The sequence below is a fragment of the Streptomyces sp. NPDC006733 genome, from assembly GCF_040636125.1.
Taxonomy (GTDB): Bacteria; Actinomycetota; Actinomycetes; order Streptomycetales; family Streptomycetaceae; genus Actinacidiphila.
Genome location: NZ_JBEYJD010000010.1, coordinates 109,098 through 132,983 on the forward strand (window position 1 = coordinate 109,098; position 23,886 = coordinate 132,983).

Genomic DNA, 23,886 nt, shown 5'->3' on the forward strand with positions numbered 1-23,886 from the left:
TCCTCGTCGCACAGGGTTCCAGCACGGGTGTTCAGCACGGGGGTACATCGGGTGGTGCGGAGTGGGCCGGCCCGGCGGCATGAGCCGGGCCGGCCTCCGGACTCAGCTGTTCTCCGGCTCGTCGGCGTTACGGAAGGGGATCCTGACGACCACCCCCACGCCAGGCTTCCGGTTCTCCGCCTCGTCCTCGAGCGGGTCGTTCTGGATGATGTCCTTCTGCATGATGGCTACCTCCTCTCTGCGTTCCGGCGGGCGGGACCGGCGGCCGAGGCCGCCGGTCCCCTGGCCCCCGCCCCTGACGGGGCGGGGAGCTCGTCGTGCGCGGTGCGCGGCGGACGGCGGGGCCCGCGCAGGTGCCGGTCGAGGAAGACCAGCGACCGGTGCAGCACCTGTACGTGGTCGCCGCCGTCGTTCCCGTCGTGGCCGCCGTCCAGCCACAGCGCGTCGTGCGGGACGCCGCAGGCGCGCAGCGCCGCCAGATACGTCTCGACCTGCTCCGGCGGGCACTTGGCGTCCTGGGTCGCGGCGACCACCAGCAGCGGCGCCCGGACGGAGGCGACATAGCTCGACGGCGACGAACGCGCGTAGACGTCGGGGATCTGCTCCGGGGTGCCGCCGAACAGCTCGGTGTCCAGGGCGCGCAGCGCCGGGGTGCCGGCGGCGAACGCCTGCGCGCAGTCGGCCAGCGGCTTGACCGCGACGGCCGCCTGCCACAGGTCGGGGCGGGTGCCCAGCGCCAGCAGCACCAGGTAGCCGCCCCAGGAGGTGCCCCACAGCCCGATCGCGTCCGCGCGGGCGACCCCGCGGCGCAGCAGGTCGGCGCGGACCAGCGCGAGGTCGGCGACCTGGGTCAGCCCGACGCCCTGCCCGTACGCGGCCCGCCAGCGCGGCCCGTAGCCGGTGGAGCCGCGGTAGTTGACGCGGGCGACGGCGAACCCGGACTCCACCAGGGAGTGCACGGCCGGGTCGTAGGCGTCCCGGTCGTGCGCGGCGGGGCCGCCGTGCACCAGCAGGACCAGCGGGTGCGGGCCCTTCGCGCCGCTGGGCACGGTCAGCAGGGTGTGCACGGGCCCGTCGGGGCCCGGGGTCCACACGTCCTCCGCGCGGCCGGCTATCGGCGGCGGTTCGGCTTCGAGCCCCGGCAGCGGTGCCCCGAGCAGGGAGCGGGTGCGCGGCGGGGTGAGGGTGTCGGTCCACAGGTAGTGCACGTCGCCGCCGGGTTGCGGGGCCGCGTCGAGCACCGTGCCGGCGGGCACGGCGACCGGAGCCCGCTCCCGCCGGTCCAGGTCCGCGGTGACCAGCCGGCTGCGGCCGTGCCGGTCCTGGCGGACCAGGACGGTACGGCCCTGCGGGTACCAGCGGGCGGTGATCTCGGTGTCGAAGGCGCACCAGCGGTGCAGTTCGAGTCCGGTGTCGGCACGCCAGGTGCCGATCACGTACCGGCCGTCGCGCTCCGCGACGAGCAGCAGTTCCGGGGTGGTGCTTCCGGGGGCGAAGCCCAGCGCCCACAGCCGGCCGTCGGTGCCCGGCAGGGTCTCCAGGACGGTGCCGTCCGGTGTCAGGAGGGTGACCGCGTCCTTGGTGGCCGCGCCGCGCGCGACGGCCAGCAGGTCGCCGGCCGGGGCGAGGTCGACCAGCAGGCCGTGGCCGTCGGTGCGCAGCACCTCGCGGCCGGCGCCGCCGCGCGGGCCCAGGTGGACGCGCAGCCCGTGCTCGTCGCCGAGCCCGAGGGCGACGGTGCCGCTGTCGTTGACGGCCAGCCCGCAGGGGCGGCCGGAGCCGGTGCCGGTCAGGCCCGGGGTGTCGGGGCCGCCGGCGAACGGCTGGGTCCGCCAGGTGCCGCGCCCGTCGGGCTCCTCGTCGAACCACCAGATGACGGCGTCGGCGTCGACGGCGTACAGCAGGGTGCCCTCGGGGCGGTCGGTGACCTGGCGGGCGGCGCCGGTGGCGGCGTCCCAGGCGAAGACCTCGCAGCGGCCGTCGACGTCCCCGGCGAGCACCATCAGACCGGGCGACTTTCGGCAGGAGGCGGGCAGCACGGGCCGGTAGACCTGGTAGCCCAGGCCCGAGTCCCGGCCGACGGGGGTGGCGGGGACGGCGGGCAGCTCACTGCTCATGAGGGCTCACCTGCTTCGAGCGGTTGGGGGCGGGGCAGGACGCCGGAGTCCGGTTCGGCGGCGTGGTCCGCGTCGGAGCCGTGGTCGGACAACCGGTCGAGGTGGCCGTCGGGCTCGCGGCCGGGGTGGCCGGGCGCGGGCAGGAACCGGCCGGCCGCGGTCGCGGTGGCGTACGCGGCGAGCAGCGCCAGCCCGGCCGCGCAGAGCAGAGCAGGGCGGTCCGGGTGGAGCCGAGGTGGCCCGTGAGCAGACCGGCGGCGGCCGGAGCCAGCACCGTCGCGATCCCGCAGGCCGTGTCGAGGGCGGTGCCGACGCGTGACTGCAGCTGGTCGGGAGTCACCAGCACGGCCCGCGAGTGCAGGACGACCGCGACCGCGGGCACGGTCAGCGAGACCGCGCCCAGCAGCAGGCCGTAGACCCAGGCCCGGCTGGTGAAGGCGAGGGCGGCGGCGACCGGCACCATCGTCCAGGAGGCGGCGATCACGATCCGCGCGACGGGGATCCGCCCGGCGAGCCGGGGCGCGGCGGCGGCGCCGACCAGCCCGGCGGCCCCGGACAGGGCGAGTACGAGGCCGGTGGACGTGGTGTCCGAGCCCTGGCCGCGGATGCTGAACACGGCGCCGTAATAGAGCGCCGTCAGGAGTCCGTTGACACCCGCCGTCCACAGCAGGACGAAACGGAGGAATGACTCCCCGCGAACGAAACGTAATCCCGCCCGGAATTCCCCGGTAAAACGCGGAGGGGATTCCTCCGATTTCCGGTGCGGATTGAGATCGGCCCGGATGGCGCGTACACAGAGCGCGGAGAACACATAGGAGAGGGCGTCGACGAGAAACGGCAGCCAGCGGGCCAGCGGGAACAGCACGCCGCCCAGCGCGGGCCCGGCCACCAGCGCGCCCTGCTCCCCCGCCTCCAGCCGCGCGATCGCCCGCGGATAGTGCACCGGCGCCACGACGTTGACCAGCGTTCCCCGGGCGGCCGCCTCGTAGCAGGCGGTGGCGACCCGTTCGACGAGCGCGGCCGAGCACAGGAAGAGCAGCGAGGGCCGGCCCAGCGCGGCGGCGCCCGCGATCGCACCCATGGCACCCGCCGCCACCAGGGCGGATCCCACCATCATCCCCCGCCGCCAGCGCCGGTCGGCGAGCACGGACGCGGGCGGCCCGGCGGCTAACCCGCCGATCGCGGAGACCGAGGCCAGGACGCCGACGGTGCCCGGGGACGAGCCCAGGCCGAGCAGCAGCAGCGGGAGCACCAGGCCCGAGGCCTGGGTGCCGAGCGCGTCGGAGGTGCCGGCCGACCAGTACAGCCAGAAGTCCCGGGACCGGGACGCTCTGCCGTGCGACGTGCGACGTGCAGCGGTCATGGCGAGGCCGTCCTACATCCCGGGCGGAATTACCGCAGAAGAGGAGATAAAGCCGTGTTTCCTCTCGAATCCCCGGAAGCGTAGCGAGGCGGATTCCGGCTCCGCAATATGAACATACGATCCATTACTCCGAGTTGACGCACCTTTGAGGAAGAATTGGCCACGTCGCGAGCATGAATCGAGCATGAATCGAGTGCGGTCGTGCATTTTTTTGCGGAGTTCTCTTCGCCGCGGTGCCGGCCGCGGCCGGCCGCCCTTCCGTGACCTCGCCTTTCGGCCTCCGCGGGGCCGCCGGAGCCCGCCGCGTCACCCGTTCGGCAGCACGACGGGCCGCTCGCGGTGCCGCCGGACCGCCCTGCCTGTCGAATGGGTCGAACGCGGGTCGGATGCGGGCCCGCACGTCGCGAAGGGCTGGACCGGTGGCCGATACGACAGGTGTTACCCGAAGGGCGGTCGGGCTGGGCTCGCACCGCCTGCTGGGCGAACTGCTCGCGGAGTTCGCCGGCACCATGGTGCTCATCCTGTTCGGGGTGGGCGTGGTCGCGCAGGTCAGCGCGGCCGGCGTGGGCGACCACGACAGCATCGCGTGGGCCTGGGGCTTCGGCGTCACCTTCGGCGTCTACATCGCCGCACGGCTGTCGGGCGCGCACCTCAACCCGGCCGTGACGGTCGCGCTGGCGATGTTCCGCGGCTTCTCCTGGCGCAAGGTGGCCCCGTACGCGCTGGCGCAGACGCTCGGCGCGTTCGTCGCCGCGCTGCTGGTGCGCTGGAACTACTCCGAGGTCCTCGCCAAGGCCGACCCGGGCCACACCATCAAGACCCAGGGGGTGTTCTCCACCCTCCCGGGCAACGGCACCTTCCCGGTCAGCGAGTGGGGCGCGCTGCGCGACCAGATCATCGGCACGGCGATCCTGCTGCTCGTCATCATGGCGCTGACCGACGTGCTCAACACCGCGCCCGGCGCCAACATGGGTCCGCTGCTGACCGGCCTGCTGGTGGTGGCGATCGGCATGGCCATCGGCACCGACGCCGGGTACGCGATCAATCCGGCCCGCGACTTCGGCCCGCGGCTGGCGAGCTTCCTCACCGGCTACAGCGGGGCGTGGCGCGACCAGTACGGCGAGTTGTACTTCTGGGTGCCCATCGTCGGCCCGCTCATCGGCGGGCCGGTCGGTGCCGCCTTCTACCGCTACGTCATCGGCCCCTTCCTGCCGGTACCGGATCAGCAGCCGGGCCGCTCCCTGACGCAGGACGGGTGACGGGCCCGCCCCCGGGGCACCGAGCCGAACCCACCGCAGCCGTCCGGGCCGGCCGGCCGGCCGTCAGCAGCGAATCACGCGTGGAGGAACCGACATGGCGGACTACGTCGCCGCGATCGACCAGGGCACGACGAGCACTCGCTTCATGATCTTCGATCACGGCGGCAACGAGGTGGGCCGCCACCAGCTGGAGCACGAGCAGATCATGCCGAAGGCCGGCTGGGTGGAGCACAGCCCGGTGGAGGTCTGGGAGCGCACCCGCTCCGTCATCGCCACCGCGATGAACAAGCACCACCTGGTGGCGAGCGACCTGGCCGCCCTCGGCATCACCAACCAGCGCGAGACGACCCTGGTGTGGAACCGGCGCACCGGCCGCCCCTACTACAACGCCATCGTCTGGCAGGACACCCGCACCGACCGGATCGCCAGCGCCCTGGAGCGCGAGGGCAAGGGCGCGGTCATCCGCGCCAAGGCCGGACTGCCGCCGGCCACCTACTTCGCGGCGGGCAAGGTCCAGTGGATCCTGGAGAACGTCGACGGGGTGCGCGCGGACGCCGAGCGCGGCGACGCCCTGTTCGGGACGATGGACACCTGGGTGCTGTGGAACCTCACCGGCGGACCGCGCGGCGGGGTGCACGTCACGGACGTCACCAACGCCTCGCGCACCATGCTGATGGATCTGCGGACGCTGGCCTGGGACGACGAGCTGCTGTCGTTCTTCTCCATCCCCCGGGCGATGCTCCCGGAGATCAAACCGTCCGGCGTGCCGACCGGCTACGGCGAGTCGCCCGACGTCAGCCCGCTGGCCGGCGTGCCGATCAGCGGCATCCTCGGCGACCAGCAGGCCGCCACCGTGGGGCAGGTCTGCTTCGCGGAGGGCGAGGCGAAGAACACCTACGGCACCGGCAACTTCCTGCTGCTGAACACCGGCAACCGGCCGGTGCACTCCCAGCACGGGCTGCTGACCACCGTCGCCTACCAGTTCGCGGACCAGGATCCGGTCTACGCCCTGGAGGGGTCGATCGCGGTGACCGGGTCCGCGGTGCAGTGGCTCCGCGACCAGCTGCACATCATCGGGGACGCGGCGGCGAGCGAGACCCTGGCCCGCCGCGTCGAGGACTCCGCGGGCGTGTACTTCGTGCCCGCGTTCTCCGGTCTGTTCGCGCCCTACTGGCGCTCCGACGCGCGCGGCGCCATCGTCGGCCTGGCCCGCTTCCACCAGGACGCGCACATCGCGCGCGCCACCCTGGAGGCGATCTGCTACCAGAGCCGGGACGTCGTCGAGGCCATGGCCAAGGACTCCGGCGTGGACCTGGAGGTGCTGAAGGTCGACGGCGGCGTCACGGCCAACAGCCTGTGCATGCAGACCCAGGCGGACGTGCTGGGCGTGCCCGTGATCCGTCCGCAGGTCGCCGAGACCACCGCCCTGGGCGCGGCCTACGCGGCCGGTCTGGCCGTGGGCTTCTGGCGCGACACCGACGAGCTGCGGGCCAACTGGAACCAGGCCGACCGCTGGGACCCCGAGTGGGACGAGGACCGCCGCGAGTCGGGTTACGCGAACTGGAAGCGCGCGGTGGAGCGCACCTTGGACTGGGTCGAGGTCGACTGACCGCATCGCGACCGCCCGCCCGATGCCCTCGCCGACCGCCGCTGGTCACCGCCGCTCCCCCGCCGGCGGGGTCACGGGTCGGCGCGGGAGACGCGCCGGCTCGCGGTGCCGCGCAGGCGGCGCTTGAACGCGTCGATGCGCGGGAAGCGCTCGCGCTGCTCACGGGAGTAGCGGTCGAGCTCCTCCACCAGGCGGACCGAGCGCTTCTCCACGTCCAGCTCGTCGAGGATGCGGTCGATCTCCGCGAGCAGCGCCCCGTGCAGCTGCCACTGGCGCGGGTGCTCGCGCACCTTGTCCAGCAGCAGGTGCGCGACCGTCTCGCGGTGCACGGCGCTCTGCTCCAGCGCCCGGCTCAGCTCGTCCTCCGCCTCCTCGGCGTTCGCACTGACCTGAGTGGTGATCAGTACGGCGAAGCTCTCGATGGCGATGGACACGTGGCGCAGCAGCTCGTCGAGCGCGGCGGCGACGTCGGCGGGGAACAGGGGCTCGTCCCGCCGCTCCTTCGCCAGATCCGTCAGCGTGCGGGCCAGGACCCGCAGCACCACGGCGCAGATCTCCAGGGTGTCCAGGCCCGTCCGCAGCACGACCCGGGACAGCAGCCCCTCGCGCACCCGCGGATTCCACCGCAGGCTCTCCTCGGCCTGCCGCAGTGAGGCGTCGACCTCGACGATGTCGTGGTCGAGCCGGCGGGCCTCGTGCAGCCGCCCTGCGGCGCGTTCCACGGGGGTGTTCCCGGCCAGCTCGGCGCCCATGTCGCGGAAGAGCCGTCCCATGCGGCGGGACAGCGCCTCGATGGACTCCCCCGCGGACTGCACCCACACGGGTGGCGCGAACAGGAGGTTGAACAGCAGCCCCACCCCGGCGCCGATCAGCGTCTCCACGACCCGGTCCCACGCGGTGTCCGCCACACGGCTCACGCCGAGGACGAGCATCGCGCTGATCGCGACCTCGGGGACGAACTCGTCCACGCGCACGAAGCGGCCGATGACCAGCGACGTGAGGATCGTCAGGCCCAGGGTCCACCAGTTCAGCCCGACCAGGGAGCTGAAGGCGCTGGCGATGAGCACGCCGGCCACCACCGCGTTGACGCGGCGGACCCCTGTCGTCAGCGTGGCGTACAGGGTGACCTGCACGACCAGCAGCGCGGTCAGGGGTGCGGTCAGCGGCGCCGGCTCCGGGGTGAGCCACACGGCGGCCTGGTAGGCGATGACCGCCGCCGCGGTGGAGCGCAGCGTCTGGGCGACGACGGGTTCGTTGGACTTCTGGACGAATTTGATGACGGGATCAGGTACGACGGGCATCTCCCACCCCTTCCCGATCATGGAGCGCTCAGGCATCTGGCCTGAGCCGGAGACCGGCACGGGGCTGGGCGGACCGGCACGGGGCGGTGCCCGCGCCGGTCCCGGCGGCGACGTGTCCTCCTGCTGTCGCCGACAGCGTTACCCGGTCACCGCCCGCGAGAAACAGCAGGAGCGGCCGGCGGCGGCCGCAGCGCGGGTGGCTCAGCCGACCAGCTCGTGGCCGGCCTTCATCGCGTCCTTGCCCGCCTTCACCGCGTCCTTGCCCGCCTTGACGGTGTCCTTGACCGCCCCCACCTTCTTGTCCAGCTTGTTGCCGACGACGCCCTGCGCCGCCGTCTTGGCCTTCTGGCCGGTGGTCGCGGCGGTCTGCGCGGTGCCGCTCAGGGTCCCTCCGAAGTCGGCCTGGGCACAGGGGGCGGCGGCGGCAAGCAGCGCGGAACTTGCGGCGGCGGCGGTGAGAAATCGACGAACGTTCATGATCCAGGTAACGCGCGGGACGGCCAGAAGGCACGCAAACCGTGCAGAACCCACTCTTCGGGACGCAGATCCGCGGGCCCGCCGGGGTGCGCGTCACCCCTCCGGGCGGGTCCCGATGACGACGGTGGCGTACAGCTCCTCCGATACGGCCACCCGGGGGATCAGCCCGTCGCGCGCCACGATGGCGACGGCGTCCGGCACCTGCCGCTCGCTGGTCTCGAAGAGCAGCCGGCCGCCCGGGGCCAGCCACCGGCCGGCCCGCGCGGTCACCCGCCGCAGGACGTCCAGCCCGTCGGTGCCGCCGTCGAGTGCCACCCGCGCCTCGTGGACCCGGGCCTCCGTGGGGAGCAGGTCGATCTCCTCGGTCGGCACGTACGGCACGTTCGCGAGCAGGATCCCGACCCGGCCCCGCAACCCGCCGGGCAGCGGTTCGTAGAGGTCCCCCTCGTACACCCGGCCGCCGACGGCGCCGACGTTGCGGCGGGCGCAGCGCACGGCGGCGGGGTCGATGTCGGCGGCGTGCAACTCCACCGGGCCGGGGCCGTTGCCAGGACCCGGCTGCCGCGCCGCCACGAGCGCGGCGCCCAGCGCGCCCGAGCCGCAGCACAGGTCGACGACCACGGAGCCCGCCCGGAGCAGGGCCGCCGCCTGGTCGACGAGGAACTCGGTACGGCGGCGCGGCACGAAGACCCCGGGGTCGACGGCGTACCGGTGGCCGTGAAACTCCGCCCAGCCGAGGACGTGTTCGAGCGGCAGGCCGTCGGCGCGGCGTTCCACCATGGCGGCGAGTTCGGCGGGGTTCTGCGCGGTGGAGAGGAGCAACTCGGCCTCGGCCTCGGCGAACACACAGCCGGCGGCACGGAGTCTGCTGACGATGGCGGAGAGCGGGAGTACTGCGGGTGAAGTCGGCACGATGAGCCTTTCGGAACGCCTGTGGGCGCTCCCGCGGTCACCTATGCCTGACGGTGAGCCGCACGGCCGCGAGGGGGGAGCACCCGACCTGATACAGCGGTGATGGGTCCCACCTCCTCGGTTGATCACTGGTAACGACGGCAACACTGTACCCGACCGGGGCCGGGCGGCCGGGTGTCGTACGGGTGCCGGCCCGGACCGGTCTGGTGAAAAACGGCCGCCGGCGGGTAGGCGACGCTCATGACCAATTTCGTCGTCTCCCTGCCAGGCACCCTCAAAGCGCCGCTCTCCCCCGAGACCAAGGGGAAGATCCTCTCCGCGCTCCAGGGCACCGATCCCCAAGAGGTCGCGGAGGGCGAGGCCGCGGAGCTGGACGCGCTGAGTCTGGATCCGGACACCTCCACGTTCACCCTCCGTCTGGAGGTGGAGGCGGAGAACAGCGGCCAGGCCCGCGAGGAGGCCCGCGCCCTGGCCGAGGGCGCGCTGCGCGGAGCCGGTCTCGACGAGGAGTCCGCGCCCCTGGGCACCCCCGTCATCACGGCGATCGATGTGGACTGAGCGCCGGTCCCCGGACGCCCCCTGACGGAGCGCCACTGCGGGAATCCGCTGGTGGAGCCGGAATCGGCACGGCTAGCATCCGCTGATGACGACCCCGGCAGACCAGGACCTCCGCACGGCGCTCCAGCGGGCCGGCCTCGACGGGACGGCAACCCGATGGGACGCGGCGGCCTGTACGCCCGACGTCCTGGGACGCCTCGTCCGGCACGCGAACCCCCGGGTCCGGTACCTGGGGCTGACGCTGCTGATGGAGCGGCTCGCACCGGACCGGGTGCCCGACGAGGCCGGGTCGGCCGCCTTCGCCGCCCTACTGCCGCGGTCGGTCGACGGACCGCCGGAGGCGGCGCTCGCCCTCGCCGCGCTGTACGCACGGCTGGGGCCGCACCTCGACGGGCGGCCCTGGCCGTCGTGGCGTGCGGCGCGGCTGCCGGTGCGGGTGCGCATCGCCTGGCTGCGCGCCGAACTCCTCAACGACCCGGCGGTGCTCCGCACGGAGCCGCCGGGAGAGCTGCTGTACCAGGCCGTACGGGACGTGTCCCTGGCCGACGCGCACCGGCCGGGACGGCTCGTGCGCGAGTTGGCGCACAGCGGCGACCCGGTGCTGTCGGCCGCGGCGCTCCGGCTGGCCCGGGAGGGCCTGCACGCCGGGCTGCTGGCTCCGGCGCTGGTCCGTGACCAGGTGGTGCGGCTGCTCGACGCACCGGGCGCGGACGTCACCGCCGGCGCGCTCGCGGAACTCGCCGAGCCGTGGGCCGTGCTGGACCCGTTGCCGGCGGAGCGCCTGGCGCCGTTCCTCGGCCCGGCCGCGGCGGACGCCCGCCCCGAAACCGCGCGAGCCGCCCTCACCACCGCGGCCCGGCACGGCCACCGCCACCTGCTGCTGCGGGCCGTCGACGATCCCGACCTGGCACCGGACCCGCGACGGCGCGCGATGGAACTCCTCGGCGGCCTGGCCGACCGCGGCGATGTCCCCCGGCTGACGGCGAGCGCGGCGGCGGACCCGCTGCTGCTCGCCGCACCGGCGGTGACGTGTCTGCGCGGGCTGCACCGGCGCGGGCACTTCCCCACGGACGCGGACGTCCCGGCCATCGTCGGCCTGGCGCTGGCCGATCACTCGATCGCGGCCGGTGACGTCGCGACGATCCTGTTCACCAGTCGTCGGACGGTCCTGCACGTGCTGATGGACCGGGAGGCGACCGGAGCCGATCTCGACCGGCCGAGGAGACTGGACCTGCTCGTCGCCCTCGCCGAGCAGGGAGCCGGGAGCGATGAGGACCGGAGCGGTGAGAGCGGCGAGGGTCGGGACGACGGGCCGACCGTCGGCGAAGCGCTCACCCGGCTCCTCCCGTCCGCTCCCGAGCCCGGACCGGTGCTCGACACGATCCGCAGGCTGCGGTGCACCGGCGCGGAGGAGGCGGTGATCGCGCTCCTGCCGTCGGCGCCCGCGGCGGCCCTCGACACCCTGGAGGCCATCGGCGGGGACCGGACCGTGGCGGCGCTGCGACAGGGGCTCGGTCTCGGGCCCGGGCTCGCCGCGGAGCAGGGGGCGGGGAGCATCGCGCCGCACCTGCGCGGCGTCCGCGACCGCGCCCTCGAACTGCTCTGGTTGCTGACGACCGGACCGGAGCAGCGGCGCGCCCTGCTCGGCCGGCTCGACGCCGCCGACCTCCCCCGGCGCATCGCGGCCGACCTCGGCGGCCCGGACGAGCAGGAGTTGGCGCTCCTCGGCTCCCACCTGGACCCGGACGACCCGGTCGCGGCCCTGTGCACGCTCGCCGCCCACGGCGGCCCCGGCACGCTGCCGGTCCTCGCCGACCTCCTGCTGCGCGTCGTGGCCGACCTCGCGGCCGGGGAGGCGAGCGGCGCGGCCCGGGACGTGCCGAAGGGGTCGTTCGGCGGCGAGCCCGTGGTACCGGACGCGGTCCTCGACGCCCTGTCCGCTGTGGGCGCTCGCCTCCACGCACGGGGCAGGATCCGGCCGGTCTGCCTGCTCGACGCCGCGACGGCCTCGGAGGCGGGCGACGCGCTCGTCGCGAGCATGGTGCTCGACCTGCTGGACCGGCCGGGGCTGACCGACGGCGAGCGGACCCTCCTGCTCGAGGCGCTGCTGCGCGCGCCCTACCCGGGCACCCGCCGACGGGTGCACCGCCTGCTGCGCGACCGCGATCCGCGGGTGCGCGGACACACCATCGCGCTGCTCGCCCGCGACACCACCGGCGAGGACGCCCAGGCGCTCTCGGCGTCCCTGATCGCCCTGCTCTCCCCGCCGGGCGACCAGGACATCCGGACCGTACGGCAGGCCCTGCTGGCCCTGGGCCACGCGCGCGCCCGCTGGGCGGCCGGCGCGGTCGCCCGGTGCCTCGACCATCCGAACATGAACATCAAGAAGACGGCGGCCGGGGTCCTGGCCCTCGCGGGCACCCCGGCGGCGGTGCCGAAGCTGCTGTTCTGGCTCGGCCGCCACGACAATCCGGGGCTGCGCACGGCCCTGGCCGCGGCGCTGCGCGCGGTCCTCGGCGACGCGTACGCCGCGACCGTGCTCGCCGCCGCCGAACTCGAAGCGGCCGCACTCGACGCCGACTCCGGCCGCGCCCGCGAACTGCTGCTGGCGGGCCTCGACGGCGCGCTGCCGGCGCGCTCGGTCCTCGCGCTGGACCACCAGGGCTCCCCGGTCGTGCCGGCCCTGCTCTCCCTCGTGGCGGCCGGTCGCGTCCGCCTCGCGGCGGGGACGGTGGAGGAGCTGGCGACGGCGATGGCCCGGCACGGTGTCACCGCGAACCCGGCCTGCCGCCCGGCGCAGGACGGTCGAGCCGAGCGCGACATCCGGTCGCTGACGACGCGGGGCTGGGACCCCGCGATCGGTCTACGCGTCGCCGCGCTCCCGGATCCGCTCACCGCGGGGCAGTCGGCGGACTTGCGTCCGCTGCTGGCCGACTGGCTCCGGCTGGCCGCCGCGGACCGCTCCGCCCGCGGTCCCGTCCTGCGGCTGGTTCCGCGCCTGTGCCCGGAGCGGTGGACCGACGACGAACTGGCGGTCCTGTCCGGGTACACCGGGGTCGTGGTGCGGGAACTCGGCGCACCGTCCGCCGACCGCGACGGGCTGCTCGCCGTGCTCGAGGCGGTCGCACCGAAGCTGTCCGCCGTCGGTGCCGCGCATCTCGCCGAGGCGGTGCGCGCGCTGCCGCCCGCCCCCTCGGGCGAGCGCTCCGTCCTGACACTGCTGCGGCGGTGCGGTGCGGTGCTGGTGCGCGCCGACCTCGACCGGGCGCTGGCCGCGGCGCGGCGGGGCGCCGACCCCTGGCGGGCCGCGTCCGCCGTCCTGCGGGAGGCGTTCACCGCCCGTCCCGACGGCGCGCCCTCCGCCACGCCCGAAAGCGCGGCATGGCGGACCGCACTGGACGCCGCCCTGCGCACCTCGGACGGCGCCGCGCTGCACGCGCTCCGCGGCCGGGACGACGCGGGCGTGGGCTCCCGGCAGCGGCTGGCCGCGCTCATCGACGCGTACGCCTGCGCCGGTCCCGAGGCGCGCGAGGTGCTCGTGGACTGGATGACGGAACTCCAGCCGCTCGACGCACCGGCCTGGACCCTGGCCGAGACCGTCCGCGAGCCCCTCCCCGCACCTCGCGCCGTCCGCCCCGACGACCTGGACCAGCCCCGTTCCGCCGCCCTGCGCGCACGCCTGCTGACCTTGCTGGAGTCCCCCGATCCCGACCGCCGGGACGCCGCCGCACGGGCGCTCCTCACCTGGCCGGAGCCCGCGACCCGGCTGCTCGTGCTCCGGGCGTTCCTCCGCGGCCGCGTCACCGTGCCGGTGGGTCACGAGCAGGCCCGCCTGGCGGCCGGCATCGGCCCGGCCGAATTGCGCGGCCCGGAGATCCTGCCCGAGCGGGCGGCGCTCGTGGCGGAGCGGCTCGACGGCCGGGAGCTGGTGCCGCTGATCCCGCTGCTGCTGGAATGGTGGGAGCACGGCCCCCCGGCGTCCGGCCCGACCGTGCGGAACCTGCTCCACCGGGTGCCCGCCGACGCGCTGGCGGAACAGCTGGCCGACCGCCTGGCCACGGGCGCCTGGGGATTCCTCGACCTGCTCACCGGCCGTCCGCTGCTGCGCACCCCCGCGCTGGAGCGGACCTGCGAGCGGCTGCGCGCCGAGGGGCACGGTGAACTCGCCGACGGGCTCCGCCTCGTCCAGGGCCCGCTGCGCGGCCCGGACGCCGGAGCGCGGGACGCCGCCGCCCTGGCGGCGCTCCGCGCCCGCCCGCAGGACGCGCCGGGAGGAGCCGTGGCCGAGCCGTCACGGGCGGAGCTGATGGCGCTGGCCCGCACCGGCACTCCCCAGCAGATCCGCCACGCGCTCTCCCGGCTGGCCGGGGCCCGGTCCGGCCGGGATCGGACGGATCCGACCCAGCCGTCGGAGTCCTCGGACTCGACGGAGCTGGAGGAGCTGGCGGAGCTGATCGTCGGGCTGCTGCGCCATCCCCGGCCGGGGGTCCGGCTGCGCGCCCACCGGACCTCACGGTCCCTGTTCGACCGGCGGACGTACCTGCTGCACACCGCGGTCCTGCTGGCCGACCCCGAACCGCATGTCGTGCGCACGGCCGTCCTGGCCCTGAGCCACGCGCGCTGGGAGCCCGCGCTGCCCGCCATCACCGCGCTGCTGGAGCACGCCCATCCCGTCGTCCGGAAGTCCGCCGCCGAGGGGCTGGTCGGTATGGGCGAGGCGGCGGTGCCCGCTCTCCGGTACGCGGCCGACCACGCCCGGCCGGACCGGCGGGCCCGCTACGCCGACGTGCTGGAGCGGATCCGTGAGCGGACCCGGGCGGCCGGCGGACAGCGGATCGCCTGGTCGTGAACGTTTGCCGTACCGCATGATCCGGGATCTGGACCGCCGACCCGTCCACCGCCCTCCTCCGGTAAATTGGTCTACACCACGACGTGTATGCCTCAGAACGGTGGAATCAGCATGGAAGTAGTGATCGTTCCGGACGCCGAAGCGGGGGGCGAGCTCATCGCCTCCGCCATCGCCGGCCTGCTCGCCCGCAAGCCCGACGCCCTGCTCGGCGTAGCCACCGGATCGACGCCGCTGCCGATCTACCAAGCGCTGGCCGCCCGGGTCGCCGCTTCCACGCTCGACGCCTCGCGGGCGCGCATCTGCCAGCTCGACGAGTACGTCGGCCTGCCCAAGGGGCACCCCGAGTCCTACCGCTCGGTCGTGCTGCGCGAGGTCGTCGAACCGCTCGGCCTGACCGAGGCGTCCTTCATCGGCCCGGACGGCACCGCTGAGGACGTCGCCGCCGCCAGCGCCGAGTACGACCGCGCGCTGGCCGCCGCGGGCGGCGTCGACCTGCAGCTGCTCGGCATCGGCACGGACGGGCACATCGGGTTCAACGAGCCCTGCTCCTCGCTCGCCTCCCGCACCCGCATCAAGACGCTCACCGAGCAGACCCGCGTGGACAACGCCCGGTTCTTCGACTCGCTGGACGAGGTGCCGCACCACGTCATCACCCAGGGCATCGGCACCATCCTCGAGGCGCGCCACCTGGTGCTGCTGGCGACCGGCGAGGCCAAGGCCGAGGCCGTGGCGCTCTCCGTGGAGGGCCCGCTGTCCGCGATGGTGCCGGCCTCGGCGCTGCAGCTGCACCCGCACGCCACCGTCGTCATCGACGAGGCGGCCGCGTCCGGCCTCAAGCTCGCGGACTACTTCCGCGCCACGTACGCGGCGAAGCCCACCTGGCAGTTCCTCTAGCCACGAAGTCGCGCCGTCGGGCCGGTCGCCACGGGCCACAACCGCTCCCGCGGCTGTGGCCCGTCGGCGTCGCTCAGGACTTCGGCTGGGTGAAGCGGATGCTGTTGCCGAAGGGGTCGCGCAGACCGCAGTCGATGCCGTACGGCCGCTCGGTGGGCTCCTCGGTGAACTCCACGCCCCGGCTCAGCAGCGTCTCGTACGTCTTGCGGGCGTCGTCCGTGCTGAAGATGAGGTGGCCGCCCATCACCCCCTTGGTCACCAGCTCGCGGACCTGCTGGGCCGTCTCCTCGGACATGGCCGGGGCGCCCGGCCGCTCCAGCAGGATCTGCCGCTCCGGGTGGCCGGGGACGGCGACGGTCAGCCAGCGCATGAAGCCCATGTCGATGTCGGCGGCGACCTCCAGGCCGAGCTTGCCGACGTAGAAGTCGAGGGCCTGGTCCTGGTCGAGGACGTAGATCTGTGAGTGCGTGATCGCTGTGAACATGGGCATCACGCTACCGAGCGGGCCGGACGAAAACTTATCCAAAACTGCTCAGTCGCGGCAGGCCACGAGCAGCGCCCAGCAGCAGGGTGCCCGGCGTCAGGCGCTCGGCCGGGTCCACGCCTTCGTGAAGCACGTCGGCACGTCCGCCGCGGGCGCGGCCTCCTTGCGGTACGTCCTCGGGGAGCGGCCGACGATGTCCCGGAAGGTACGGCTGAAGGTCCCCGGGCTGCCGAAGCCGACCTGGAAGCAGATGTCCGTCACGCTGAGACCGGTCTCCCGCAGCAGGGACATCGCACGCTCCACGCGGCGGCGCTGCAGGTAGCGGTGCGGCGTCTCGCCGAACGTGGCCCGGAAGGTGCGCGCGAAGTGGGCCTGCGACACGTGGGCGATCCGGGCCAGGGCCGGGACGTCCAGCGGCTGCGCGTACGCCCGGTCCATCGCGTCCCGGGCCCGCAGCATGCGGCGGTTGGTGTCTTCTGCGGCGCTGCTCACGCTCCGAGTATCGCTGTCGGTGCCCCGCTGTAGCATCCGATCCGTCCGCCCTTCCCTGCCCGACCCATCCCCGCCCGCCCCAGCACCCCCGAGGACAGCCCGTGAGCGCAGCGCCCGCCGAACCCGTCACCCGTTGTGCCTGGGCGGAGGGCGGCTCCCAGCTCATGGCCGACTACCACGACACCGAGTGGGGCGTCCCGTCCCACGACGACGCCTACCTGTTCGAGCTGCTGCTCCTGGAAGGCGCCCAGGCCGGGTTGTCGTGGTCCACGGTGCTGAACAAGCGGGAGAACTACCGCAAGGCCCTCGACGGCTTCGACTACCGGAAGATCGTCCGGTACGAGCAGGCCAAGCTGGACGAGCTGATGACCGACGCCGGGATCGTCCGCAACCGCCTCAAGGTCGCCTCCACGGTGAAGAACGCCCGCGCCTTCCTCGCGACGCGCGAGGAGTTCGGCACCTTCGACACCTACCTGTGGCAGTGGGTCGACGGGACGCCGGTGGTCAACCGCCCCCGGCCGACGGATCCGCTGCCCGCCCGCACCGATCTCTCCGACCGGCTGAGCAAGGACCTCAAGCGGCGGGGCTTCACCTTCGTCGGCACCACCATCACCTACGCCTACCTCCAGGCGGTCGGCGTCGTGGATGACCACGCCACGACGTGCACGGCCCGGGCGGGCATCCAGCTCTAGCCCCGGCCCCGGTCCTGGCCCTCGGCGTCACCGTCGCCGTCGGCGTCGAGCGGGCAGACCGTGGGCCTGCCGTTGTCGTCACCGTGGTAGAGGGGCTGCTCGTCCGGGTCGGCGCCGGTCCCGTTCGGGATGCCGATGTTGTCGCCGCAGTGGCACACGATGGTGATCATCGCTACTCCTCAGAGTGCTGGGAAAGGCTCCGCGGAGGCCGGGAAAGGCCCCCGACCACTCCAACCCAGTTCTCCGCGCCGGTCCTGTTTTGCTGCTCCGGCCGGGTTCGCCCGGAGACCGCGGGCACAAGTGTGCGAAGTGCCTGACCGGAGGCGGATCGCCCTGGCACAATGACCGCACGGGGCAGTCGATCTTCGAGTGGGAGCGCTCCATGACGCGCTTGCAGGCGCGACGAATACACCGCCATGACGGCCTCGCCGTCCTGGCGGTCGTCGGTGAGCTGGACCTGGACAGCGAGCAGGTGCTGGCCGACGCGATCGCTTCGGTGCTGGACACCGGCCGGTCACAGCTGATCCTGGACTGCGGTGATCTCAGTTTCTGCGATTCCCGCGGGCTGGGGCTGCTGCTCGCCCTCCGGCAGACCCTGGACGAGCGCGGCGGCTCCCTGGTCCTGGCCGCGCCCAGCCCTCAGCTGCTGCGCACCCTGGAACTGACCGGCGCCGACCAGATCATCACGCTGGCCGGCGACGTCGAGGAGGCGGCCGGCCTGCTGCCGCCCCCCGACGCCACCGGTGTCACAGGAAGCGCCGGATCGGGATGACCGCCACTTCCCCGAGCCGCTGCATGGAGGAACGCCGGTTCCACGAGCCGGACTCGATCAGCTCGCTGACCGCCAGGTCCTCCTCGAAGTGCTCGTCGAGGGCCGCGGTGAAGGTCTCGTCGAGGACGGCCAGCATGACCTCCTCGTCGTGGTCCAGCGAGCGGCGGTTGAAGTTCGTGGACCCGATGAGCGAGGCGACGTGGTCGATGGTGATCACCTTGGCGTGCATCATCGTCGGCTGGTACTGCCAGATCTTCACCCCGGCCGCGACCAGTTCCTCGTAGAAGTTCTGGCCGGCCAGCTGGCACACCCGCTTGTCGGTGTGGGGTCCCGGCAGCAGGATCTCCACCTCCACCCCGCGCCGGGCCGCGTCGCACAGCAGCTGGATGAAGAAGGCGTCGGGTGCGAAGTACGCGGTGGCCAGGCGCAGCCGTTCCTGGGCCGACTCGATGACCACGCGGATCAGCGTCTGCATGTCCTGCCAGCCGAAACTGGCGGAGCCGCGCACCACCTGGACGATCGCGTCGCCCTGCGGGGCGTGCTCGACGAAGCGGTCGCGGTCGTCGAAGAGGTCGGCGTGGCACTCGGCCCAGTTCTGGGCGAACGCCGCCGCGATGCCGTCCACCGCCGGACCGCGCACCTGCACGTGGGTGTCGCGCCACTCCTTCTCGTTCGCGGCGTTGCCGCACCACTCCTCGGCGATGCCCACCCCGCCGGTGTACCCGGTCGTCTCGTCGACGACCAGCACCTTGCGGTGGCAGCGGTGGTTCTGCTTCAGCGGTGAGAGCCACAGCGGCTTGCGGAACCAGGCGACCTGCACCCCGGCCTGCTCCATCTCGTCCAGCAGCTCCTGCTCGATGAGCCGGCTGCCGAACCCGTCCAGCAGCAGCCGGACCCGCACTCCCGCGCGGGCCCGGTCGGCGAGCGCGGCGGCGAACTCCCGGGCGATCTCCCCGCGCCAGTAGACGAACGTCATCATGTCGACCGTGTGGCGCGCCGACCGGATGCTCCCCAGCATCGCCGAGAAGATCTCGTCGCCGTTGCGCAACGGCACCAGGGCGTTGTTCTCCGTCGCCGCGATGCCGATGAGCCGCTCCAGCCGGCGCCGTATCCGCTGCTTGCGCTCGGCGTACGACAGCTCGCCGGGCGTGGGCGGCGCACCCGCCCCGGGCAGTGTCTGCTCGTGGTCCTCGACGGTCGTCATCCAAGATCTCCTGCGTAGTGAGCTGCTGAGGTGACTGCTGCCCCGCCGCACGGCACCGATGCCCGGGTTTCGGAGCGAAGTGAACCGTTTGGACTGGGCCAACGTACACACCCGCCGGTGCGGGCGCAGATGTGGCCGTGCCGCGGAGTGGCCGCGGGTCGCGCGGCGGGGACGGGCGGCGCGGTGCCCGCGCGTTGGCGGGTGGGGGTGCGGGGGTTACGGTCCTGCCATGTCTCCCTCACCCGAAGCCGTGCCGTCGCCCGCCGCGCCCTCCGCTGCCGCCGCCCCGTCGCCGTCGCCCTCCCCCGTGACCGCGGACGATCTCGACCGGTCCGTCCAGCTCTCCGTCGCGCTGCTGCGCAGGGCGCCGGCGACGGCCTGGGACGGCAGGGCGGGTTCGCTGGAGTGGGACTGCTGGGAGACCGTCGAGCACCTCAGCGACGACCTGTTCGCCTACGCGGCGCAGCTGGGGCCCAGGACGCCGCCGCTGGAGAGCGAGGTGCCGTTCGTCTGGGAGAGCCGGCGCCCCGGCGGCCCGAAGAACGCCGTCCACGCCGACCGGACCGCGGGGGCCGCCGGGCTGCTGCAGGTGCTGGAGGCGTGCGGCGCGCTGCTGGTCGCGATGGTGCGCACGTCGCCGGCGCACACCCGGGCCCACCACGGGTTCGGAGTCTCGGACCCCGAGGGCTTCGCCGCGATGGGGATCGTGGAGACCCTGGTGCACACCCACGACCTGGCCGCGGGACTCGGGCTCGACTGGACGCCGCCTGCCGACATCTGCGCGCGGGTGCTCGCCCGGCTGTTCCCCGAGGCGCCGGACACCACCGAGCCGTGGCCCACGCTGCTGTGGGCCACCGGCCGCGCGGAGCTGCCCGGCCGGCCCCGCCTCACCACCTGGCGCTGGTACGGCGCACCCCGCCCGTAGGGCGTGCCGCCACGGCCGCGCAAAGGTCAGCGGAAGTCGTCCGCGTGGTCGTGCGCCCAGGAGCGGAAGGTCCGCGCCGGGCGCCCCAGCAGGCGCTCCACGGTGTCCGTCACCCGCTCGGGCGTGTCCACGAACGACCGCCACGCCGCCAGCCTGGCCTCGACGAACGCCGGGTTGCCCCAAGCCGCCGTCAGCTGCGCACGGGCCGTCTCCGGCGGCAGGTCCTCCCAGCGCACCTCGCGCCCGACCGCCTCGCCGATGATCCGCACCTGTTCGGCGTGGGTGATCGACTCCGGACCTGTCAGCACGTACCGGGCACCCTCGTGCCCGTCCGAGGTGAGCACGAGGGACGCCACGTCGGCGATGTCGCGCTCGTGGATCAGCGAGCGCGACGCCCGGCCGTAGGGCCAGCGCACGACCCCCTGCCGGATCTGGTCGGCCCAGCCGAGGGTGTTCGTGGCGAAGTCGATGGCCCGCAGGAACGTCCAGGCCCGCCCGGACGCCCGGATCTGCCGTTCGATCTCCTGGTGGAACGACGTCGCCCGCTCGCCGTCCGCGAGGTCGGCGACATCGGTCGACAAATACACCATGTGGCGGGCGTGTTCGGCGATCGCCTCGACCGCGCGCGGATCGGCCGGGATCCCCGGCCACATCAGGTAGACGCGCTCCACCCCGCGCAGTGCGGCCTTGAGCGACTGCGGCGACGTCAGGTCCCCGCGCACGACCTCCACACCCCCGGGCAGCGCGGCCCGGTCCGGATCGCGGACGAGGGCGCGGACGTCGAACCCGGTGCCCGCCAGTGCGGAAACGAGGTGTCTGCCGATGGTGCCGGTCGCGCCGGTGACAAGAATCGTGGTCATGACGGGGCCAACCCCGGTCGCGGCCGGACTATGCCGTCCGGCCGCGACCGGTTCGGTCGCGTCAGGCCTGGAACTCGGTGAGGTCGATGCTGTGGACGCGCAGGCGCCGGCCGCTGGCCGGGTCCACGGTCTCGCGGTCCAGGACCATGCCGAGCTTGCGCATGACGTTCTCGGAGGCGTCGTTGCCGACCTGCGCGATGCTGATGACGCGGTCCAGGCCGCGGTCCTGCAGGGCGAACTCCAAGGTGGCGTGGGCGGCCTCGGACGCGTAGCCCTGGCCCCAGAACTGCTGCCCGAGCCGCCAGCCGATCTCCACGGCCGGCAGCACCTCCGGCAGGAACCCGGGCACGGACAGCCCCGTGAACCCGGCCAGCTCGCCGGAGGCGAGCAGCTCGACGGCGAAGATCCCGAAGCCTTCGTCGTCCCACTCCTCCTCCCAGCGCTCGATGGACTCCGCGGTGCTCTCCAGATCGCGGACCGAGCCGTCCCTGATCCAGCGCATCACCTGCGGGTCGGCGTTGATCTCCGCCATGGCCGGGAGGTCGTCGTCGTGCCAGCGGCGGAGGAGGAGGCGGGGGGTGCGGATTTCGGTCATACCCGCATCCTGTCGAACGACGCCCCCGAACGGTAATCGGCTCCGGGCCCCGGCCGGACGAACAACCCGTTGGCCGCCCGGCGCACGGCGCCGCTATCCTGCCCACTCCCGACCAGCGGGATCACCGGACCCGCCGCCCGACAGAAGGCATCCACCATGACCGGCCGACCGACGACGACCCTCTGGCGCCCGACCGGTCCCCGCGAGCTGGAGCTGGTGCGGGAGCTGGAGTGGCGGGCCTGGCCGCCGCGGCTGCCGGAGCAGCCGATCTTCTACCCGGTCCTCAACGAGGAGTACGCGGTCAAGATCGCCCGGGACTGGAACGTCCCGCACGACGGCGCGGGCTTCGTCACCCGCTTCGAGGTCGACTCGGCGTTCGTCGCCCGGTACCCCGTCCAGCAGGCCGGGGGCCGCACGATCCTGGAGCTGTGGGTCCCGGCCGAGGAGCTGGACGAGTTCAACGCCCACATCGTCGGCACCATCGCCGTGGTGCACGAGTTCCGCTGAGGCTCACACCGGCGGTACGAGGGTGAAGTAGCGGTCGAGGACGGCCTGGTCGCCCTTGGCCTCGAGGTGGTCGGCGGGGATGCGGTTCCAGAGGTACAGCATCAGGTCCGAGGCGGTGCCGGCCAGTTCGACGTCGCAGGGGCCCGCTTCCGCGGTGAGCCGCACGTCGTCGCCCGTGACGGACACCGTCCAGGCGCCCTCGACGTCGGTCGCGCGGAAGCCGAACCGCTCGCCGGCGCCGGGGGGAGCCTGCTTCCAGGCCCGCCGGGCCGGTGCCATGACCTCGAAGGTCTGGCTGACGGCGTCGCGCGCCAGCTCGGCCGCCACCGGCTGCGCGGCGCCGGTCACGCCCTCGGCGTCCCAGCGGTGCAGGGCCGCCTCGATCGTCTGCATCCGCACCCAGAAGGCGACGGTCCGCTCCTGCGACCAGGTCCACACCGTCCGATCGCCGGCGACGCTCCCGAACAGGGCGGCCAGCGCGCGGGCCCCGTCCGCGAACCAGTCGACGAGACCGGGCGGGACGGGACCGCGGCTCGGTGCCGACTCGGGGGTCGGCCAGCCGGTGCGGTCGTCGGGCAGCGCGAACAGGGTGACGTCCGTGACGTCGGGCGGCGCCATCAGCCCGTTCTCGACGATGGCGGCCACGAACCGGTGCACGCCGCCGAGGTGCAGCACCAGATCGGACACCGTCCAGTCCGGGCAGGACGGGACCGGAAGCGCGTCACCGGCACCGGCCGCCCGACGGATCGCGGCCTCGAACGCCTCGATCTCGCGTTGGAAATGGGGCACGTAGTCCATGGCTCCCACTCTGCCATCACCGCATCGGAACCGACACGGGCCCCACGCGCCGCGCGGCGGTGGTCAGTTCGCCGCGTCCAGCCGTGCGCGCTGGTCCGCCGTCAGCTCCAGGTCGACCGCGGCCAGGCTCTCGTCCAGCTGCGCCACCGAGGAGGCGCCGACCAGCGGAATGACCGGGATGTCCGAACCGATCAGCCAGGACAGCACGACCTGGTTGGCGGTCGCGCCGGTCTCCTGGGCCACCTCGCGCAGCGCGGCGAGCCGGACGGGCGTGCCCGCGTGGTCGAAGTCGGAGGTCAGCGGCTTGTCCGCGCGGCCGTAGGCGCCGCCGAGCAGCGGCGAGTAGGCCACCAGCGCGAGTGCGGGGTTGGCGCGCAGGTAGCTGAGGTGGTCGCCGCTGAGCACGCCCTCCTGGCCGTCCGGGGAGCGCAGGCTCGGGAAGTCGGTGCGCCGCCGCAGGTAGCTGTGGTGGTACTGCAGGACGTCGTACCCCGGCAGGCCCGCCGCCGCGGCCAGGCCGCGGGCCTGCTCCAGCCGCCACGCCCAGTGGTTGCTCGCGCCGAGCAGGCCGACCGTGCCCTCGGTGACGAGTTCGGCGAAGCTCTCGACGATCTCCTGGGCAGATGAGTTCGTGATCTGGGTGTGCGCGTACAGCAGGTCCAGCTTCTCCACGCCGAGCAGCTCCCGGCTGCGCTCCGACGACTCCCGGATCGACTTGGCGGACAGTCCCTCGACCTCGCGGGCCAGGGTGGAGCTGGGCGCGAGGGGCCGGCCCCCGAGTTTGGTGGCGATGGTCAGCTCGTCGCCGGCGCCGCGGCTGCGGCGCCAGCGGCCGAGCAGCGCCTCGCTCTCGCCGCCCTGGGTGCCGTTGACCCAGTAGGCGTAGTTGTTGGCCGTGTCGATGAAGGTGCCGCCGGCTTCGACGTACCGGTCCAGGATCGCGAACGACGTCGCCTCGTCGGTGGCCGTGCCGAACAGCATGGCGCCCAGACTCAGCACACTGACCTCGCGGCGGGTGGCCGGGTCCGTGCCGATCGTGCGGTAGAGCATGTGCTTTCCCCTCGTTGAGCCCCTTCGTGGCGGGCTGTGGGCAGGAGTCTGCATGCTGGAGCGCGCTCCAAGTCAACCCCCGCCGACCGGTGCGGCGGGGGCCGACTTGCGCGACAGCGCCCCCTGCGGGCCGGGCGGCTCTACTCTGATCGTGGGCCGGACACGCAG

22 protein-coding genes are annotated in these 23,886 nt (G+C 73.8%); 9 read left to right on the top strand and 13 right to left on the bottom strand.

Features of this window, described 5'->3' with window-relative positions:
- Positions 1-227 precede the first annotated feature (227 nt).
- Positions 228-2,117 carry an alpha/beta fold hydrolase gene (locus ABZ721_RS11595; protein ID WP_358788429.1) on the bottom strand — a complete coding sequence of 630 codons (1,890 nt, stop codon included), beginning with the start codon at positions 2,115-2,117 and terminating at the stop codon, positions 228-230.
- The gene (locus ABZ721_RS11600; RefSeq protein ID WP_358788430.1) at positions 2,107-3,480 is read right to left on the bottom strand and encodes an MFS transporter; all 1,374 of its coding nucleotides are present in this window, start codon (positions 3,478-3,480) and stop codon (positions 2,107-2,109) included. Before ABZ721_RS11600 ends, ABZ721_RS11595 begins: the two co-directional genes overlap by 11 nt.
- Before the next feature lie 419 nt (positions 3,481-3,899).
- Between ABZ721_RS11600 and ABZ721_RS11605 the strand changes: the two genes are divergently transcribed.
- Positions 3,900-4,739 (top strand): MIP/aquaporin family protein, encoded by an 840-nt coding sequence (locus ABZ721_RS11605; protein ID WP_358788431.1) that lies wholly within the window; start codon positions 3,900-3,902, stop codon positions 4,737-4,739.
- 94 nt (positions 4,740-4,833) lie between these two features.
- Positions 4,834-6,348 carry a glycerol kinase GlpK gene (glpK, locus tag ABZ721_RS11610; protein ID WP_358788432.1) on the top strand — a complete coding sequence of 505 codons (1,515 nt, stop codon included), beginning with the start codon at positions 4,834-4,836 and terminating at the stop codon, positions 6,346-6,348.
- A gap of 71 nt (positions 6,349-6,419) precedes the next feature.
- On the opposite strand, the gene ABZ721_RS11615 is transcribed toward glpK, so the two are convergent.
- From ABZ721_RS11615 to ABZ721_RS11625, 3 genes are all read right to left on the bottom strand, one after another.
- The gene (locus ABZ721_RS11615) at positions 6,420-7,649 is read right to left on the bottom strand and encodes an aromatic acid exporter family protein (RefSeq protein WP_358788433.1); all 1,230 of its coding nucleotides are present in this window, start codon (positions 7,647-7,649) and stop codon (positions 6,420-6,422) included.
- Positions 7,650-7,850: 201 nt separating this feature from the next.
- A complete protein-coding gene (locus ABZ721_RS11620) occupies positions 7,851-8,126 on the bottom strand; it encodes a hypothetical protein (protein ID WP_358788434.1) in 276 nt (91 codons plus the stop codon).
- A gap of 93 nt (positions 8,127-8,219) precedes the next feature.
- Complete coding sequence (locus ABZ721_RS11625; protein WP_358788435.1) at positions 8,220-9,038, bottom strand: putative protein N(5)-glutamine methyltransferase; 819 nt, start codon at positions 9,036-9,038, stop codon at positions 8,220-8,222.
- 240 nt (positions 9,039-9,278) lie between these two features.
- On the opposite strand from ABZ721_RS11625, the gene ABZ721_RS11630 reads away from it, so the two are divergent.
- From ABZ721_RS11630 to ABZ721_RS11640, 3 genes are all read left to right on the top strand, one after another.
- Positions 9,279-9,596: a hypothetical protein gene (locus ABZ721_RS11630; RefSeq protein WP_358788436.1), complete on the top strand. Its 318-nt coding sequence runs from the start codon at positions 9,279-9,281 to the stop codon at positions 9,594-9,596.
- An 85-nt stretch (positions 9,597-9,681) separates the two neighbouring features.
- Positions 9,682-14,445 (top strand): HEAT repeat domain-containing protein, encoded by a 4,764-nt coding sequence (locus tag ABZ721_RS11635; protein ID WP_358788437.1) that lies wholly within the window; start codon positions 9,682-9,684, stop codon positions 14,443-14,445.
- Positions 14,446-14,556: 111 nt separating this feature from the next.
- A complete protein-coding gene (locus tag ABZ721_RS11640) occupies positions 14,557-15,339 on the top strand; it encodes a glucosamine-6-phosphate deaminase (RefSeq protein ID WP_358788438.1) in 783 nt (260 codons plus the stop codon).
- A 73-nt stretch (positions 15,340-15,412) separates the two neighbouring features.
- Here ABZ721_RS11640 and ABZ721_RS11645 read toward each other — a convergent pair whose 3' ends face one another.
- Complete coding sequence (locus tag ABZ721_RS11645) at positions 15,413-15,823, bottom strand: VOC family protein (protein WP_358788439.1); 411 nt, start codon at positions 15,821-15,823, stop codon at positions 15,413-15,415.
- 96 nt (positions 15,824-15,919) lie between these two features.
- Positions 15,920-16,315, bottom strand: coding sequence for an AraC family transcriptional regulator (locus tag ABZ721_RS11650; protein WP_358788440.1), 396 nt, complete (start codon positions 16,313-16,315; stop codon positions 15,920-15,922).
- A 101-nt stretch (positions 16,316-16,416) separates the two neighbouring features.
- Here ABZ721_RS11650 and ABZ721_RS11655 point away from each other — a divergent pair, with 101 nt between their 5' ends.
- Positions 16,417-17,007, top strand: a complete 591-nt coding sequence (locus ABZ721_RS11655) for a DNA-3-methyladenine glycosylase I (protein ID WP_358788441.1) — start codon at positions 16,417-16,419, stop codon at positions 17,005-17,007.
- Here the strand turns inward: ABZ721_RS11655 and ABZ721_RS11660 are convergent.
- A complete protein-coding gene (locus ABZ721_RS11660; protein ID WP_358788442.1) occupies positions 17,004-17,177 on the bottom strand; it encodes a hypothetical protein in 174 nt (57 codons plus the stop codon). The genes ABZ721_RS11655 and ABZ721_RS11660 overlap by 4 nt on opposite strands.
- 212 nt (positions 17,178-17,389) lie before the next feature.
- Here ABZ721_RS11660 and ABZ721_RS11665 point away from each other — a divergent pair, with 212 nt between their 5' ends.
- The gene (locus ABZ721_RS11665) at positions 17,390-17,779 is read left to right on the top strand and encodes an STAS domain-containing protein (RefSeq protein ID WP_358788443.1); all 390 of its coding nucleotides are present in this window, start codon (positions 17,390-17,392) and stop codon (positions 17,777-17,779) included.
- On the opposite strand, the gene ABZ721_RS11670 is transcribed toward ABZ721_RS11665, so the two are convergent.
- Positions 17,754-18,983: a phospholipase D-like domain-containing protein gene (locus ABZ721_RS11670; RefSeq protein ID WP_358788444.1), complete on the bottom strand. Its 1,230-nt coding sequence runs from the start codon at positions 18,981-18,983 to the stop codon at positions 17,754-17,756. The two genes, ABZ721_RS11665 and ABZ721_RS11670, sit on opposite strands and share 26 nt — an antisense overlap.
- A 229-nt stretch (positions 18,984-19,212) precedes the next feature.
- Here ABZ721_RS11670 and ABZ721_RS11675 point away from each other — a divergent pair, with 229 nt between their 5' ends.
- Complete coding sequence (locus tag ABZ721_RS11675; RefSeq protein ID WP_358788445.1) at positions 19,213-19,908, top strand: hypothetical protein; 696 nt, start codon at positions 19,213-19,215, stop codon at positions 19,906-19,908.
- Positions 19,909-19,934: 26 nt separating this feature from the next.
- Here the strand turns inward: ABZ721_RS11675 and ABZ721_RS11680 are convergent, their stop codons facing one another.
- Together ABZ721_RS11680 and ABZ721_RS11685 are read right to left on the bottom strand one after the other, a co-directional pair.
- Positions 19,935-20,768 carry an NmrA family NAD(P)-binding protein gene (locus ABZ721_RS11680; protein WP_358788446.1) on the bottom strand — a complete coding sequence of 278 codons (834 nt, stop codon included), beginning with the start codon at positions 20,766-20,768 and terminating at the stop codon, positions 19,935-19,937.
- A 61-nt stretch (positions 20,769-20,829) separates the two neighbouring features.
- On the bottom strand, positions 20,830-21,363 hold the full coding sequence (locus ABZ721_RS11685) for a GNAT family N-acetyltransferase (protein ID WP_358788447.1): 534 nt from the start codon (positions 21,361-21,363) through the stop codon (positions 20,830-20,832).
- Positions 21,364-21,519: 156 nt separating this feature from the next.
- Here ABZ721_RS11685 and ABZ721_RS11690 point away from each other — a divergent pair, with 156 nt between their 5' ends.
- On the top strand, positions 21,520-21,870 hold the full coding sequence (locus ABZ721_RS11690; RefSeq protein ID WP_358788448.1) for a hypothetical protein: 351 nt from the start codon (positions 21,520-21,522) through the stop codon (positions 21,868-21,870).
- A gap of 3 nt (positions 21,871-21,873) precedes the next feature.
- Here the strand turns inward: ABZ721_RS11690 and ABZ721_RS11695 are convergent, their stop codons facing one another.
- The gene (locus tag ABZ721_RS11695) at positions 21,874-22,668 is read right to left on the bottom strand and encodes a maleylpyruvate isomerase family mycothiol-dependent enzyme (RefSeq protein WP_358788449.1); all 795 of its coding nucleotides are present in this window, start codon (positions 22,666-22,668) and stop codon (positions 21,874-21,876) included.
- 63 nt (positions 22,669-22,731) lie between these two features.
- Entirely contained in the window at positions 22,732-23,718 is a 987-nt protein-coding gene (locus tag ABZ721_RS11700) for an aldo/keto reductase (protein WP_358788450.1), read from the bottom strand.
- Between the last annotated feature and the right edge of the window lie 168 nt (positions 23,719-23,886).

What these genes read in the sequence shown, in the direction of transcription:
- glpK (WP_358788432.1), top strand. Translation starts at nt 4,834, where the DNA reads ATGGCGGACTACGTCGCCGCGATCGACCAGGGCACGACGAGCACTCGC.
- ABZ721_RS11675 (WP_358788445.1), top strand. Translation starts at nt 19,213, where the DNA reads ATGTCTCCCTCACCCGAAGCCGTGCCGTCGCCCGCCGCGCCCTCCGCT.
- ABZ721_RS11635 (WP_358788437.1), top strand. Translation starts at nt 9,682, where the DNA reads ATGACGACCCCGGCAGACCAGGACCTCCGCACGGCGCTCCAGCGGGCC.
- ABZ721_RS11615 (WP_358788433.1), bottom strand. Translation starts at nt 7,649, where the DNA reads ATGCCCGTCGTACCTGATCCCGTCATCAAATTCGTCCAGAAGTCCAAC.
- ABZ721_RS11620 (WP_358788434.1), bottom strand. Translation starts at nt 8,126, where the DNA reads ATGAACGTTCGTCGATTTCTCACCGCCGCCGCCGCAAGTTCCGCGCTG.
- ABZ721_RS11595 (WP_358788429.1), bottom strand. Translation starts at nt 2,117, where the DNA reads ATGAGCAGTGAGCTGCCCGCCGTCCCCGCCACCCCCGTCGGCCGGGAC.
- ABZ721_RS11695 (WP_358788449.1), bottom strand. Translation starts at nt 22,668, where the DNA reads ATGGACTACGTGCCCCATTTCCAACGCGAGATCGAGGCGTTCGAGGCC.
- ABZ721_RS11630 (WP_358788436.1), top strand. Translation starts at nt 9,279, where the DNA reads ATGACCAATTTCGTCGTCTCCCTGCCAGGCACCCTCAAAGCGCCGCTC.
- ABZ721_RS11645 (WP_358788439.1), bottom strand. Translation starts at nt 15,823, where the DNA reads ATGTTCACAGCGATCACGCACTCACAGATCTACGTCCTCGACCAGGAC.
- ABZ721_RS11665 (WP_358788443.1), top strand. Translation starts at nt 17,390, where the DNA reads ATGACGCGCTTGCAGGCGCGACGAATACACCGCCATGACGGCCTCGCC.
- ABZ721_RS11660 (WP_358788442.1), bottom strand. Translation starts at nt 17,177, where the DNA reads ATGATCACCATCGTGTGCCACTGCGGCGACAACATCGGCATCCCGAAC.
- ABZ721_RS11690 (WP_358788448.1), top strand. Translation starts at nt 21,520, where the DNA reads ATGACCGGCCGACCGACGACGACCCTCTGGCGCCCGACCGGTCCCCGC.
- ABZ721_RS11685 (WP_358788447.1), bottom strand. Translation starts at nt 21,363, where the DNA reads ATGACCGAAATCCGCACCCCCCGCCTCCTCCTCCGCCGCTGGCACGAC.
- ABZ721_RS11700 (WP_358788450.1), bottom strand. Translation starts at nt 23,718, where the DNA reads ATGCTCTACCGCACGATCGGCACGGACCCGGCCACCCGCCGCGAGGTC.
- ABZ721_RS11680 (WP_358788446.1), bottom strand. Translation starts at nt 20,768, where the DNA reads ATGACCACGATTCTTGTCACCGGCGCGACCGGCACCATCGGCAGACAC.
- ABZ721_RS11600 (WP_358788430.1), bottom strand. Translation starts at nt 3,480, where the DNA reads ATGACCGCTGCACGTCGCACGTCGCACGGCAGAGCGTCCCGGTCCCGG.
- ABZ721_RS11670 (WP_358788444.1), bottom strand. Translation starts at nt 18,983, where the DNA reads ATGACGACCGTCGAGGACCACGAGCAGACACTGCCCGGGGCGGGTGCG.
- ABZ721_RS11640 (WP_358788438.1), top strand. Translation starts at nt 14,557, where the DNA reads ATGGAAGTAGTGATCGTTCCGGACGCCGAAGCGGGGGGCGAGCTCATC.